This is a genomic window from Sphingomonas aestuarii (genome assembly GCF_054457155.1).
Genome location: NZ_JBTKVV010000003.1, coordinates 395,260 through 408,375 on the forward strand (window position 1 = coordinate 395,260; position 13,116 = coordinate 408,375).

At 66.1% G+C, this 13,116-nt stretch carries 12 protein-coding genes; 6 read left to right on the forward strand and 6 right to left on the reverse strand.

The genetic code is table 11. The features are described 5' to 3' along the window. Nucleotides 1-85: 85 nt before the first annotated feature. Together hisD and hisG are read right to left on the reverse strand one after the other, a co-directional pair. The gene (gene hisD, locus ACX0GZ_RS07905; RefSeq protein ID WP_458815098.1) at nt 86-1,378 is read right to left on the reverse strand and encodes a histidinol dehydrogenase; all 1,293 of its coding nucleotides are present in this window, start codon (nt 1,376-1,378) and stop codon (nt 86-88) included. Further along, nucleotides 1,375-2,037 (reverse strand): ATP phosphoribosyltransferase, encoded by a 663-nt coding sequence (gene hisG / locus ACX0GZ_RS07910; protein WP_458815100.1) that lies wholly within the window; start codon nt 2,035-2,037, stop codon nt 1,375-1,377. The genes hisD and hisG overlap by 4 nt, the downstream gene beginning before the upstream one ends. A 95-nt stretch (nt 2,038-2,132) precedes the next feature. Between hisG and ACX0GZ_RS07915 the strand changes: the two genes are divergently transcribed. Both ACX0GZ_RS07915 and ACX0GZ_RS07920 read left to right on the forward strand, forming a co-directional pair. Beyond that, nucleotides 2,133-3,164, forward strand: coding sequence for a DUF2332 domain-containing protein (locus ACX0GZ_RS07915; RefSeq protein WP_458815102.1), 1,032 nt, complete (start codon nt 2,133-2,135; stop codon nt 3,162-3,164). Between the two features lie 148 nt (nt 3,165-3,312). After that, a complete protein-coding gene (locus ACX0GZ_RS07920; RefSeq protein WP_458815104.1) occupies nt 3,313-4,578 on the forward strand; it encodes a cation:proton antiporter in 1,266 nt (421 codons plus the stop codon). A gap of 50 nt (nt 4,579-4,628) precedes the next feature. On the opposite strand, the gene ACX0GZ_RS07925 is transcribed toward ACX0GZ_RS07920, so the two are convergent. The 4 genes from ACX0GZ_RS07925 to ACX0GZ_RS07940 all read right to left on the reverse strand — a co-directional run bounded on the left by ACX0GZ_RS07925 (nt 4,629) and on the right by ACX0GZ_RS07940 (nt 7,008). Beyond that, complete coding sequence (locus tag ACX0GZ_RS07925; protein ID WP_458815106.1) at nt 4,629-5,387, reverse strand: energy transducer TonB; 759 nt, start codon at nt 5,385-5,387, stop codon at nt 4,629-4,631. Between the two features lie 106 nt (nt 5,388-5,493). Continuing rightward, complete coding sequence (locus ACX0GZ_RS07930; RefSeq protein WP_458815108.1) at nt 5,494-6,432, reverse strand: aldo/keto reductase; 939 nt, start codon at nt 6,430-6,432, stop codon at nt 5,494-5,496. Further along, the gene (locus ACX0GZ_RS07935; RefSeq protein ID WP_458815110.1) at nt 6,429-6,608 is read right to left on the reverse strand and encodes a hypothetical protein; all 180 of its coding nucleotides are present in this window, start codon (nt 6,606-6,608) and stop codon (nt 6,429-6,431) included. Before ACX0GZ_RS07935 ends, ACX0GZ_RS07930 begins: the two co-directional genes overlap by 4 nt. An 88-nt stretch (nt 6,609-6,696) precedes the next feature. Continuing rightward, on the reverse strand, nt 6,697-7,008 hold the full coding sequence (locus ACX0GZ_RS07940) for a hypothetical protein (protein ID WP_458815112.1): 312 nt from the start codon (nt 7,006-7,008) through the stop codon (nt 6,697-6,699). A 203-nt stretch (nt 7,009-7,211) separates the two neighbouring features. On the opposite strand from ACX0GZ_RS07940, the gene ACX0GZ_RS07945 reads away from it, so the two are divergent. The 4 genes from ACX0GZ_RS07945 (at nt 7,212) to metH (ending at nt 13,067) form a co-directional block, all read left to right on the forward strand. Next, a complete protein-coding gene (locus tag ACX0GZ_RS07945) occupies nt 7,212-8,168 on the forward strand; it encodes an ArsR/SmtB family transcription factor (RefSeq protein ID WP_458815114.1) in 957 nt (318 codons plus the stop codon). Further along, nucleotides 8,165-9,106 (forward strand): methylenetetrahydrofolate reductase [NAD(P)H], encoded by a 942-nt coding sequence (gene metF, locus ACX0GZ_RS07950; RefSeq protein ID WP_458815116.1) that lies wholly within the window; start codon nt 8,165-8,167, stop codon nt 9,104-9,106. Before ACX0GZ_RS07945 ends, metF begins: the two co-directional genes overlap by 4 nt. A gap of 105 nt (nt 9,107-9,211) precedes the next feature. Next, the gene (locus ACX0GZ_RS07955) at nt 9,212-10,261 is read left to right on the forward strand and encodes a homocysteine S-methyltransferase family protein (protein ID WP_458815118.1); all 1,050 of its coding nucleotides are present in this window, start codon (nt 9,212-9,214) and stop codon (nt 10,259-10,261) included. A 106-nt stretch (nt 10,262-10,367) separates the two neighbouring features. After that, nucleotides 10,368-13,067 (forward strand): methionine synthase, encoded by a 2,700-nt coding sequence (gene metH, locus ACX0GZ_RS07960; protein ID WP_458815120.1) that lies wholly within the window; start codon nt 10,368-10,370, stop codon nt 13,065-13,067. Nucleotides 13,068-13,116: the final 49 nt, after the last annotated feature.

Sequence of the window (13,116 nt, forward strand, 5' to 3'; positions counted from 1 at the left end):
CCATTGAGCAAAGTCGAAATGGCGTATCGAAGGATCCTTCGATACGGGCCTTCGGCTTCGCTCAGCCCCTACTCAGAACGAACGGTCAGGTGGTTTCCAATCGGATCGCGACCGATCGGGCATGGGCGGGGAGCCCTTCCGCCGTCGCCAGCGCAACCGCGGCGGGGCCGATTCTCGCCAGTCCTGCCGGGTCGAGCGACAGGAAGCTGGTGCGCTTCATGAAATCGAGCACCGACAGCCCGCTCGCAAAACGCGCGCGGCGACCGGTAGGGAGGACATGGTTCGGCCCGGCGACGTAATCGCCGACCGCTTCGGGTGTGTGCCGCCCCAGAAACACCGATCCGGCGTGTCGGACGCGGGCGAACATCGCTTCGGCATCGTCGATCGCCAGTTCGAGATGTTCGGGGGCGAGCGCGTTGATGAGCGCAGGCGCTTCGTCGAAATCGCGCGCGACGATGATCGCGCCGTTGGCGTCCCAGCTTTGCCGCGCCACATCGGCGGTCGAAAGCGTGCCGATCATGCGGTCCACCGCGTCGGCGACGGCATCCGCGAAGCCGGCATCGGTGGTGATCAGGATCGACTGGCTGGTCGGATCATGTTCGGACTGGCTGAGCAGATCGGCGGCGATCCAGTCGGGATCGTTTTTGCCGTCGGCGACGACCAGGATTTCGCTTGGCCCTGCAACCATGTCGATGCCGACTACGCCGTAAAGCTGGCGCTTCGCCTCTGCCACCCAGGCATTGCCGGGACCGCAGATCACATCGACTGCAGCAATGCGCCCGGTGCCATAGGCTAGCGCGGCGACGGCTTGCGCGCCGCCGATGCGCCACACTTCGTCGACGCCCGCCAGCTCGGCGGCAGCGAGAACCAGCGGATTGATTTCCCCATCGGGGGTCGGCGTCACCATCACCAACCGCGAAACGCCCGCGACCTTGGCGGGGATGGCGTTCATCAGCACCGAGGATGGATAGGCGGCGCGCCCGCCGGGCACGTAGAGCCCCGCCGCATCGACCGCATTCCAGCGCGCGCCGGTGCGGATGCCGTCGGCATCGGTCGTGTCGCTGTCCGCCGGGCGCTGTTTCTCGTGATAGGCGGCGATCCGGTCGCGTGCGAGTTCGAGCGCAGCGCGAAGTTCGGGGTCCAGCCCTTCCAGCGCAGCGGTCAGGTCGGCGCGCTCGATCCGCCAACCGGTGGTGTCGAGATCGTGCCGGTCGAATTTCTGGGTGAAGGCACGCACCGCCGCATCGCCTTCGTCGCGGACGGCGGAGACGATCATCCGCACGTCGCGCGCGACATCGACGTCCGGCTCGCGACGCGCTTCGACCAGCGTGCGGAAATCGCGTTCGAACGATCCGTCGGCGGTGGACAGGCGGATCATGCCGCCCGCGCCCCGACCAGCGCGCGCATCCGGTCCACCAGCGGGCCAAGGGTGGCGCTGCGCATCTTGAACGCGGCACGATTGACGATCAGTCGGCTGGTGACGTTCATGATCCGCTCGACCTCGACCAGTCCGTTTTCCTTTAGCGTGCGCCCCGACGACACGAGATCGACGATGCGTGGGGCGAGGCCCAGCAGCGGTGCCAGTTCCATTGCGCCGTTCAGCTTAACGCATTCCGCCTGGACGCCGCGCGCGGCGAAATGGCGGCTGGTCAGATTGGGATATTTGGTCGCGACGCGGACATGGCTCCAGCCGCGCGGATCGTCGGTCTCGGCCAGGCTCGCGGGTTCGGCGACCGAGAGGCGGCACGCGCCGATGCCAAGGTCCACGGGCGCGTAGAGTTCGGAATAGTCGAACTCCGCCAGCACGTCCGATCCGACGATGCCGATTTGCGCCGCGCCATGCGCCACGAAGGTCGCGACGTCGAACGCGCGGACGCGGATGATGTCGACATGCGGCTGGTTGGTGGAGAAGCGCAGCGCGCGGCTGTCGGGGTCGGCGAAGGCAGGCTCGGGCACGATCCCGGCACCCGCCAAGAGCGGCAGCGCTTCGTCGAGAATGCGTCCTTTGGGGACGGCGAGGAGAACGGGATCGGGCATAAGGGTCGCGGGGCTTTACTTGGACGCGCACGGGCGTGCAACAAGCGCACGGCTTGGGGCGGCGAAACGCTCCGTTTGCACGCGGGAGGTTCAGGGTGAACGAAGCGGCAGTGCGGCAGGCATTCCTGACCCAGCGTGATTTCTGTCTGGCGATGGACGCGCCCGTCACCGCGCGGGTGTGCGAAGCGCTGGCTCAGGCGCTCGATCGGGCGACGGCGACCGGGCGGCGCGTGCTGGACTGGGCAGGAGAGCCGATCGCCGACGCGCTGCCGCTCAGGCTGGTCGGCGGATTGAACGCACTGGCACAAGCGGGGGATGTTCATGCGGCCGTGGCGTTCGGCGCGGATACGGCGCTGTCGCGGACGGTTGCGGCGTTGCGGGCAGTGCTGGGTCGGCACGATAGGGCGATCCTGCCGTGGCTCGATGGCCCGCCGCAGACCAACGAGGCGGGGCGATCGGGGCCGTTGATGCTGGGACTGATGGCGGTGACGCGGGCGTTCGGCCACCCGATCGAACTGCTGGAGATCGGATCGAGCGCGGGGCTCAACCTGCTGATCGACCGGTTCGCCTTCGATCTGGGCGGGGTGCGGATCGGGCCGCAGGGGTCGACCATCACCATCGTCCCCGAATGGCGCGGGCCGCCGCCCGAACCGGCCAGCCCGCGCTTCGCGTCGATCCGGGGTGTCGATGTGTCGCCGATCGACGTGACCGATCCGGCACAGGCCGCGCGGCTGCGCAGCTATGTCTGGGGGGAAAAGCCCGAACGCCTTGCGCGGATCGATGCCGCGATCGCCATGCTGCGCGAGCGCTCCGTCCGGCTGGAGGCGGGCGACGCCGCCGACTGGGTCGAGGCGCGGCTGGCGGAGCCGCAGGCCGAGGGCACGACGCGCGTGCTGACGCATTCGGTGGTATGGCAATATCTGGGCACGGAGCGACAGGCGCGGATCGCCGCGGCGATGCGGGCGGCAGGCGCGCGCGCCGATGCGAAGCGACCGCTCGCCTGGGTCCGCATGGAACCCGACCGCGACCTCGCGCGCCACGAGATCTGGGTGGAGAACTGGCCGGGCGATGCTACGCGACGGATCGGCCTGGCGCATGCGCATGGAGCGTGGGTCGCGCCCGACTGACGGGCCAGGCGAGTCATTCCCCCAAAGCCGTTGACCCTGTCGACATGCGGTGCAACACCCGACGCCCGGCGTGGATCGGGGCCGACTCCCGCCACCGTCCCACTGATGGGGTTAGCGCTACCGCAGGGGGTGTCTGGGAGGGGCTGGCGTGACGATCGCTGAACTCAGCATCACATTCTTTTTGCAGCTGTTCGTGATCGTCGCCGCGGCGCGCGCGGTCGGCTGGCTGGGCAGGCGCTATCTGGGTCAGCCGCAAGTGGTTGGCGAAATGATCGCGGGGGTGATTCTGGGGCCGTCGCTGTTCGGGCTGATCGCGCCCGACCTTCAGGCATCGTTGTTTCCGCCGGATACCAGGGGCGTGCTGTATGTCGGCGCGCAATTGGGCGTGGGGCTGTACATGTTCCTGGTCGGGCTGGGATTCGACCGGTCGCATTTCCGCAAGAATGTCGGTAGTGCGAGTGCGGTTTCGCTGTCGGGAATGGCGGCGCCGTTCCTGCTCGCGATCCTGGTTACGCCGTGGCTGATGGGCTTTCCGGGGCTGTTCGCGCCTGATCTGACCGTGGTTCAGGCGACGTTGTTCATGGGCGCGTGCATCGCGATCACCGCCTTCCCGATGCTGGCGCGGATCATTCACGAACGCGGGCTTTCGACATCGCCGCTCGGCTCGCTGTCGCTGTCGGCAGGCGCGATCGACGATGCCGGCGCGTGGATCGTGCTGGCGATCGTGCTGGCGACGTTCGGCGACGGGCCAACGGTGGCGATCAAGGCGATCGGCGGCGCGATCCTGTTCGCGGTGCTGATGATCGGGTTCGGGGCTAGGCTGCTCAAGCCGCTGGGCGACGCCGCCGAACGGGCGGGCGGCGTCAATCATAGCCTGCTGGGCATCGTCCTGATGCTGTTCCTGTTGTCCGCATTCACGATGGACTGGGCAGGGATGCACGCGGTGTTCGGCGGCTTCCTGCTGGGCGTGGTGATGCCGCGCGGCGTGCTGGCGCGCGACGTGCGGGCCAAGCTGGAGCCGTTCACCGTCGTCCTGCTGCTGCCGATGTTCTTCACCTTCTCGGGCCTGAACACGCAGTTGAGCGTGATGGCCGATCCCGGCCTGTTGGTGGTCGCGCTCGCGATCCTGGCAGCGTCGATCCTGGCGAAGGGGGGCGCGTGCTGGGCGGCGGCGCGGCTGACGGGTCAGGACAATCCGACGGCGATGGGGATCGGCGCGCTGATGAATGCACGCGGCCTGATGGAGCTGATCATCATCAATATCGGCCTGCAACGCGGGGTGATCGGGATCGAGCTGTTCTCGATGCTGGTGCTGATGGCGGTGGTCACGACGCTGATGGCGTCGCCGCTGTTCGAGCTGGTCTATGGCCGCAAGGCGCGCGACCGGGGTGACCTCGGCGCGATGCCCGATTAGGAAGCGACGGAGGCGTCGGGTCCGTTGGCGCGCGGCGGCACGACCTGATCCTAATCCCCCGGTTCGGCGGGGACCACGCGGTTGATCCATTCGTGGCTTTCGATCAACGTCGATGGCACCGGGCGACCGCGGGCGTCGCGGGCGGGTTCGTAGCGAAAGCGCTGGGTGACGAGGCGACAGGTGGTTTCGTCCAGTTCGCGGTTTCCGCTCGATCGTTCGATTTCGCAATCGGTGACGCGCCCGTCGATTTCGACGTTGAAGATGATCTCCACCCGACCCGATACGCCCGCGTCGCCCGCGCCGCGCGGGAAGTCGCGGTCCGACAATCGACCGCGAATCTGACGCGGCGGCATTTCGCGTCCGCCCGCACCGTCCCCGGTGCCGCGCCCGCCGCTGCCGGTGCCGTCGCCCACGCCGCCTGCGCCGGTTCCGGGACCGGGGATGTCGGCGTTGCCGGTGGACGGATCGTTGCCGACGCCCGCGACCGGCGCGGTGATAACCGGGGGCGGGGGGAGCGGGATCTGGACGATCGGAACCGGCGCCTCGATGGGCGTGGCGCGGCTGCGCAAATTGGGCGGCGCGGCCTCGCCTTCGGGGCGCGTGTCGGCGACGGGATTGGGTTCGATCGTCACCGGGGGCGGGGGGTCGGGTTCGGGCGCGATCTCGAACACCTCCAGGCTCTCGCTCAACTTCTGGACGAAACTGACGCTAAGCCCCGAAATCAGCACCCAGCCCACGACCAGTTGCAGCGCGATAGCGGCGCTTCCCGCGACGATGCGCGTGCGTAGATCGGGGCGGGCGAACGCCATCTGGGTCGGATACTCCTAAAGGCAGCTTGCGGTGCGCCGATAGGATAACGCGGATGAATGGGGGCTTGATCCGTAGCCTTGGGCCTGAGCGAACCAGCGCCGCTTCTCAGACCCCCGCCACGGTCAGCCGATCGAGTTGATCGCGGGTCAGGTCGATATCGAGAAACCCCATCAGTTCCTCCATCTGCGCGACCGACGTGGCGCTGGCGATCGGGGCCGTGACGCCATCCTGCGCGGCGAGCCAGGCAAGTGCGATCTGGGCAAGGGTGGCGCCGGTTTCGGACGCGACGCGGTCCATTTCGGCCAGCACGGCCGCTCCCTTCCCGTCCAGATATTTGGCGACCGTATCGCCGCGCACGCTTTTGCCCAGATCGTCGCGCGACCGGTATTTGCCGGTCAGGAAGCCCGATGCCAGCCCGTAATAAGGCACGACGCCGATATTGTGGGTGATCGCCAAGTCCTGCAATTCGCCTTCGAATCCGTGACGGCTGACCAGATTATATTCGGGCTGGAGCACCGTATAATGCGGAAGGCCCGCCGCCTTCGACGCGTCGAGCGCGGCCTTCAGCCGCATCGCCGAGTAATTGGAGGCGCCGATGCTGCGGATCTTGCCCGCATCCAGCAGCCGCGCAAAGGCCGCCAGCACATCGTCGAGCGGCGTATCCGCATCATCCTTGTGCGCGAAATACAGGTCGATCCGGTCGGTGCCGAGCCGCCTCAGCGATCCCTCGACCGCGCGTTCGATCACGTCGGGCTTCAAACCGCCCGGCATCATTCCGACCTTGGTCGCGATCAGCACCTGGTCGCGCTTGCCCGATGTGCGCAGCCATTCGCCGATCATGGTTTCGGATTCGCCGCCGACATGGCCCGCCACCCAGGCCGAATAGACGTCGGCCGTGTCGATCATCGTGCCGCCGCGATCGACGAAGGCGTCGAGCACGGCGAAGCTGGCCGCGCGATCGGCGGTAAAGCCGAATACATTTCCGCCGAGAACCAGCGGGGTAATGGTCAGGCCGGAGGCGCCCAGCGCGCGTTGTCGCATCATTTCGCATCATCCTGGTTGGTCTCGATCGCGTCCGCCGACACGCTGTTGGTGTCGAGCATCACCGCCGCGTCGTTGAGCGCCGCTGCCTCGTCGGCGGAAACGCCGCCGGGTGTTTCGGTCGTGCCGCCGCAGGCTGTCAGCATCAGCAGCGCCATCGGCAGGATCGTCACTCGCATCGCCGCATTCCCCCATCACGCAAAAAAGGCCGCGTCCGGCATCCCGAACGCGGCCCTTTCGATATCGGTTCCGAAGACCGACGCGCCGTTAACGCGCCATGTCGTTCCCGGCTTCCTCCATTTCGCGTCCGGCAGCCGCGGTGGTGTTGCCGATCGCGCGGCCGGTTGCGTCCGCACCGTTTTCGATCGACTGGCCAGCCTGGTCGAGACCCCGTTCCGCCGATCCCAGCGCCGAATCGGTTGCCGCTTCCAGATCGTCGGCAGCCTCGCCCATCGTCGCTTGGGTGTCGGCAGCGATTGCGTTGGCGGCTTCGGCCGATTCCTGCTGGGCATTGTCCGAGCAGGCGGCAAGGCCGAGTGCGGCGGCGGCGGTGGTCGCGAGGATGAATGCCTTTTTCATAACGAAATCCTTCTCATCAAAACTCGTGGCGCGCGCGGTTCGGACTGCCTCCAACGACGCGCGACTTGCAGACGCTAGGCGCTCGTTACGCCCGGTGCAAGAACATGGCAAAACTGTGACGGAACGTTTCGGTTCCATTCTTTCGGGGCACAGAGGGCACCCTGTCGATTGACCCCATATAAAGATTTCTTTATATGCCACTCATGGCCGATGCCCTCGATCTCTTCCGCGCGCTTGCCGATCCGACCCGACTGCGCATCGTCGCGCTGCTCCGGCGGATGGAATTGTCGGTCGGCGAACTCGCGCAGGTGCTGGGGCAGAGCCAGCCACGCGTCAGCCGCCATGTGAAAATTCTGTGCGACGCGGGGCTTGCCGAGCGCCGCAAGGAAGGCAGCTGGGTCTTCGTGGCGCTGCGGTCGGGCGCGGGCGCGGAATCCGCACTGGCGACGATCGATGCGTGGGACGGCGGGGCGGATCACTGGACCCGCGCCGACACCGCGCGGCTGGCGGCGGTGCGGGCGGATCGCGCGGCTGCGGCGGCGCAGTGGTTCGAGGCGAATGCCGGGCAGTGGGACGCGATCCGGTCGCTCCACATCGCCGAGAGCGAGGTCGAGGCGGCGATGGCAGCGGTACTGGGCGATGCGCCGGTCGCGCGGCTGGTCGATATCGGCACCGGGACCGGGCGTATGCTGGAGCTGTTCGGCCCCCATGCCGACGCCGCGATCGGCATCGACCGGTCGTCGGAAATGTTGCGGCTGGCGCGCGCCAAGCTGTCCGAACGCGGGCTCGACAAGGCAGAGTTGCGTCAGGCTGACCTCTATGCCCTGCCGATCGAGGATGGGGCGGCGGACCTGGCGATCGTCCATCACGTCCTCCATTTCGCGCAGGCGCCCGACGCGGCGATCGATGAGGCGGCGCGCGTGCTGGGTGAGGGCGGGCGGCTGCTGATCGCCGATTTCGCGCCGCATCAGCGCGAGGAACTGCGCACCCAGGACGCGCATGCGCGCCTGGGCTTTTCGGACGAACAGATTTTGGCTTGGTTCGCGCAAGCGGGCCTGTCGCCGGTTCGCACCGAAACGCTGGAGGGCGGCGAGTTGACCGTGAAATTATGGCTCGGTCGCAAAACGGGCGGGCAGGGCGTGAAGGTGAAGGCGGCATGAGCATTTCGTTGAATCAGATGGAAGAGGCGCGCCGCGCGCTGGACGCGCCGTTGTTCGCCGACATTGCGGGCGACGTCGCGGTCAGCTTCGAATTCTTTCCGCCCAAGACGCCGAAGATGGAAGAAACGCTGTGGGAAGCGGTCAAGACGCTTGAGCCGCTGGGGCCGAAATTCGTCTCGGTCACCTATGGCGCGGGCGGTTCGACGCGCGAGCGCACCCATGCCACGGTCGCGAGGATCGCGCGCGAAACCAGCCTGGCGCCTGCCGCGCACCTGACCTGTGTCGAGGCGTCGCGCGACGAGATCGACGCGGTGGCGGAGGAATATTGGGCCGCGGGCGTGCGGCATATCGTGGCGCTGCGCGGCGATCCGCCGACGATGGGCGAACGGTTCGTGCCGCATCCCGATGGCTATGCCAATGCCGCCGAACTGACCGCGGGACTGAAGCGGCTGCACCCGTTCGAAATCTCGGTCGCGGCCTATCCCGAATGCCACCCGGATTCGGTCGATCAGGCGTCCGACATCGATAATCTGAAGCGCAAGATCGACGCGGGCGCGACCCGCGCCATCACCCAGTTCTTCTTCACGCCCGAAGCGTTTTTCCGGTTTCGCGATGCGGCGGCGGCGGCGGGGATTTCGGCCGACATCGTGCCGGGCATCCTGCCGGTGTCGAACGTCGCGCAGACGCGCAAGTTCGCCGGGCTGTGCGGCGCGGAAATCCCGGCCTGGATGGACCGGCTGTTCGAAGGGCTGGACGACCATCCCGGCGCGCGATCCTTGGTCGCCGCGACGATCGCGGCGGAGATGTGCCGCAAGCTCTATGCCGGCGGCGTGCGCGACCTGCATTTCTATACGCTAAACCGTGCGGAGTTGAGTTTCGCGATCTGTCACTTGTTGGGCCTGCGGGCGAAAGCCTCGGTCGGGCAGGTGGCCGCCTAATCACACTGTAACCCCCCGGTCCGTTTTTTCGAGCGAAGTCGAGAAACGGAGCTGAGCGTTATGTCAGCGTTTCTCGACTTCGCTCGAAACGAACGGATGCTAATCATGAACGACACTCGCCAGACCCTGCTCGCCGAGGCCGAAAAGCGCATCCTCGTCATCGATGGCGCATTCGGGACCGAGATCCAGAACTGGAAACTGTCCGAGAGCGACTATGCCGGGCATCTGACGCTGGGCCACGACCAAAAGGGCAACAACGACATTCTGGCGCTGACAAAACCGGAGGTCCCCGGCGCGATCCACCGCGCCTATTTCGAGGCGGGAGCGGATATTGCCGAGACCAACACCTTTTCCGCGAACCGGATCAGCCAGGCCGATTACGGCGCCGAAGGGCTGGTGCGCGAAATCAACTATGAAAGCGCAAAGCTGGCGCGCGGGATCGCCGACGAGTTTGCCGAACGCGACGGCCGCCCGCGTTTCGTGGCAGGCGCGATCGGCCCGACCAACAAGACGCTGTCGCTCAGCCCCGACGTCAACGATCCCGGCTTTCGCGAGATCGACTTCGATTATCTGAAGGACGTGTACCGCGAACAGACCGACGCCTTGCTCGAGGGCGGTGCGGACATGATCCTGATCGAAACGGTGTTCGACACGCTGAACGCCAAGGCCGGAATCATGGCGGTGCTGGAAGCGGGCGAAGCGCGCGCTCGCGACGTGCCGATCATGCTGTCGATGACGCTGACCGACCTGTCGGGACGCAACCTGTCGGGCCATACGGTCGAGGCGTTCTGGCACGCGGTGCGCCACGCGAAGCCGGTGACGATCGGACTCAATTGCTCGTTCGGAGCGGAACAGTTGCGCCCGCATGTCAAGACGCTGGCGGCGATCTGCGATACCCTCATCATGGTCTATCCCAATGCCGGGCTGCCCAACGAATTGGGTGAGTATGACGAAGCGCCGCAGACGACCGCCGGGCTGGTTCGCGAATGGGCGGATCAGGGCCAGGTCAATATCCTCGGCGGATGTTGCGGATCGACCCCGGCGCATATTCGGGCGATTGCCGATGCGGTGAAGGGGCTCGCCCCCCGCGCGCTCCCCGCGCCGCCCGTGCAGACGCGACTGGCAGGGCTGGAGCCGTTCACGATGGCGGCGTGATCGGGCCACGTCACCCCAGCGAAGGCTGGGGTCTCCCGGTGATAGAGCGTGCCCTTTGCGGCACCAGACCCCAGCGTTCGCTGGGGTGACGGATTTGAAAGAAGCGATGACCACTCCCTCCTCCACCAATTTCGTCAATATCGGCGAACGCACCAACGTCACCGGCTCGGCGCGCTTCAAAAAGCTCGTAATGGCCGACGACTATGCCGCAGCGGTCGAGGTCGCGCGTCAGCAGGTCGAAAACGGCGCGCAGGTGATCGACGTCAACATGGACGAAGGGCTGCTCGACGCGCATCACGCGATGACGACCTTCCTGAAACTGATCGCCGCCGAACCCGACATTGCGCGGGTGCCGGTGATGATCGATTCGTCGAAATGGGACGTGATCGAGGCGGGCCTGAAATGCGTATCGGGCAAGCCGATCGTCAATTCGATCAGCATGAAGGAAGGCGAGGAACCGTTCCTCGCACAGGCCCGCAAATGCATGGCGTACGGCGCGGCGGTTGTCGTGATGGCGTTCGACGAGGTGGGTCAGGCGGACACGAAAGAGCGCAAGATCGAGATTTGCGAACGCGCCTACAAACTGCTGACCGGCATCGGCTTTCCGCCCGAAGACATCATCTTCGACCCCAATGTCTTCGCGGTCGCGACGGGAATCGAGGAGCACAATAATTACGGCGTCGATTTCATCGAGGCGGTGAAGGAGATCAAGGCACGCTGTCCGCACGTCCATTTCTCGGGCGGGTTGTCGAACCTGTCCTTTTCGTTCCGTGGCAACGAGCCGGTGCGCCGCGCGATGCATTCGGTCTTCCTCTATCACGCGATCCCCGCCGGGCTCGACATGGCGATCGTCAATGCCGGTCAGTTGGACGTGTATGACACGATCGACCCCGAATTGCGGCAGGCGTGCGAGGACGTCATCCTCAACCGCGACCCCGAGGCGGGCGAACGACTGGTCGAACTTGCCGAGAAATATCGCGGCACCGATGCGGTCGCGGAAAAGGCCGCCGAGGAATGGCGCGGCTGGCCGGTCGCACGCCGCCTCGAACATGCGCTGGTCAAGGGCATCGACGCGCATGTCGTCGACGATACCGAGGAAGCGCGGCTGCAATTCGCCAAGCCGATCGAGGTGATCGAAGGCCCGTTGATGGACGGGATGAACGTGGTGGGCGACCTGTTCGGCAGCGGCAAGATGTTCCTGCCCCAGGTCGTCAAATCGGCGCGCGTCATGAAAAAGGCCGTGGCACACCTGCTCCCCTATATCGAAGCGGCGAAGGAGCCGGGCGCGAAGGGCAAGGGCAGGATCATCATGGCGACGGTCAAGGGCGACGTCCACGACATCGGCAAGAACATCGTCGGCGTCGTGCTCCAGTGCAACGGCTTCGAGGTCGTCGATCTGGGCGTGATGGTGCCGTGGTCGAAAATCCTGGAAGCCGCCAACGAGAATGACGCCGACATGATCGGCCTGTCGGGCCTCATCACGCCGAGCCTCGACGAAATGGTAACGGTGGCCGAAGAGATGAAGCGCGCCGGAATGACCATGCCGTTGCTGATCGGCGGCGCGACCACGTCGAAGGTCCATACCGCGCTGCGCATCTCGCCTGCCTATGACGCACCCGTTGTCCATGTCCTCGACGCGAGCCGCGCGGTGGGGGTGGCGACGACGCTCGTCTCCGACACCATCCGCGACGATTATGTCGCGAAGATCGCCGACGAATACGAAGCCGTCCGCGTGGCCCGCGCCAACAAGGGACAGAGCGCGCTGGTGCCGCTGGAGACCGCGCGCGACAATGCGTTCGAGGCGAACATGGCGCAGAAGCCGCCGATGCCGAACGAACCGGGCGTGCGTGTCTATCGCGACTGGGATTTGGCCGAACTGCGCGACTATATCGACTGGACGCCCTTCTTCCGTGCCTGGGAACTGGCGGGCAATTATCCCGCGATTCTCGACGACGAGGTGGTGGGCGAAAGCGCGCGGTCGCTGTTCGCCGACGCGCAGAAAATGCTCGACCGGATCGTGACCGAGAAATGGCTGACGGCGCGTGGTGTCGTCGGGCTATGGCCGTGCCGGCGCGAAGGTGACGATGTGATCGTCCATATCGATCGCGAGGCCGAGCCTCGTCAGGGCCGCGACCCTGCGTACGATTGCGATCTGAACGACGAGCAGCGCCACGATCTCGATGTGCGCGGACGCGACGGGAATTACGAACACATTCGCATCCCCTTCCTCCGCCAGCAAATCCAGAAGCGTGAAGGCCGTGCCAATATGTGCCTGGCCGATTTCATCGACCGTCAGGGCGACTGGATCGGCGGCTTTGCCGTTTCGATCCACGGCATCGAACCACATCTCGCGCGATTCAAGGCGGGGATCGACGATTATTCGGACATCCTGTTGAAGGCGCTGGCCGATCGCTTTGCCGAGGCCTTTGCCGAACGCCTTCACCAGCATGTCCGCACCACATTGTGGGGCTATGCCGAGGGCGAGCAACTGACCAATGACGCGCTGATCCGCGAGCAATATCGCGGCATCCGTCCCGCGCCCGGCTATCCGGCGTGCCCCGACCACAGCCTGAAGCCGATCCTGTTCGACCTGCTCGACGCGCATCACGCGACCGGCATCTCGCTGACCGAGAGCTTCGCCATGCTGCCGACGGCGGCGGTGTCGGGCTTCTATTTCGGCCATCCCGACAGCGAATATTTCGGCGTCGCGCGGGTGGGCCGCGATCAGGTGGAGGAATATGCGGAGAGGCGCGGCGTCGATCTGGCGACCACCGAACGCTGGCTGCGCCCCAATCTCGACGGATAGTCATGCCGTGAGGCGATAGGACGATGCGTTGAACCGACTACTCAGCGCA

Excerpts from the sequence above, each read along its gene's own strand:
- hisD (WP_458815098.1), bottom strand. The coding sequence starts at position 1,378 with ATGATCCGCCTGTCCACCGCCGACGGATCGTTCGAACGCGATTTCCGC.
- hisG (WP_458815100.1), bottom strand. The coding sequence starts at position 2,037 with ATGCCCGATCCCGTTCTCCTCGCCGTCCCCAAAGGACGCATTCTCGAC.
- ACX0GZ_RS07925 (WP_458815106.1), bottom strand. The coding sequence starts at position 5,387 with ATGGCGTTCGCCCGCCCCGATCTACGCACGCGCATCGTCGCGGGAAGC.
- ACX0GZ_RS07930 (WP_458815108.1), bottom strand. The coding sequence starts at position 6,432 with ATGATGCGACAACGCGCGCTGGGCGCCTCCGGCCTGACCATTACCCCG.
- ACX0GZ_RS07935 (WP_458815110.1), bottom strand. The coding sequence starts at position 6,608 with ATGCGAGTGACGATCCTGCCGATGGCGCTGCTGATGCTGACAGCCTGC.
- ACX0GZ_RS07940 (WP_458815112.1), bottom strand. The coding sequence starts at position 7,008 with ATGAAAAAGGCATTCATCCTCGCGACCACCGCCGCCGCCGCACTCGGC.
- ACX0GZ_RS07945 (WP_458815114.1), top strand. The coding sequence starts at position 7,212 with ATGGCCGATGCCCTCGATCTCTTCCGCGCGCTTGCCGATCCGACCCGA.
- metF (WP_458815116.1), top strand. The coding sequence starts at position 8,165 with ATGAGCATTTCGTTGAATCAGATGGAAGAGGCGCGCCGCGCGCTGGAC.
- ACX0GZ_RS07955 (WP_458815118.1), top strand. The coding sequence starts at position 9,212 with ATGAACGACACTCGCCAGACCCTGCTCGCCGAGGCCGAAAAGCGCATC.
- metH (WP_458815120.1), top strand. The coding sequence starts at position 10,368 with ATGACCACTCCCTCCTCCACCAATTTCGTCAATATCGGCGAACGCACC.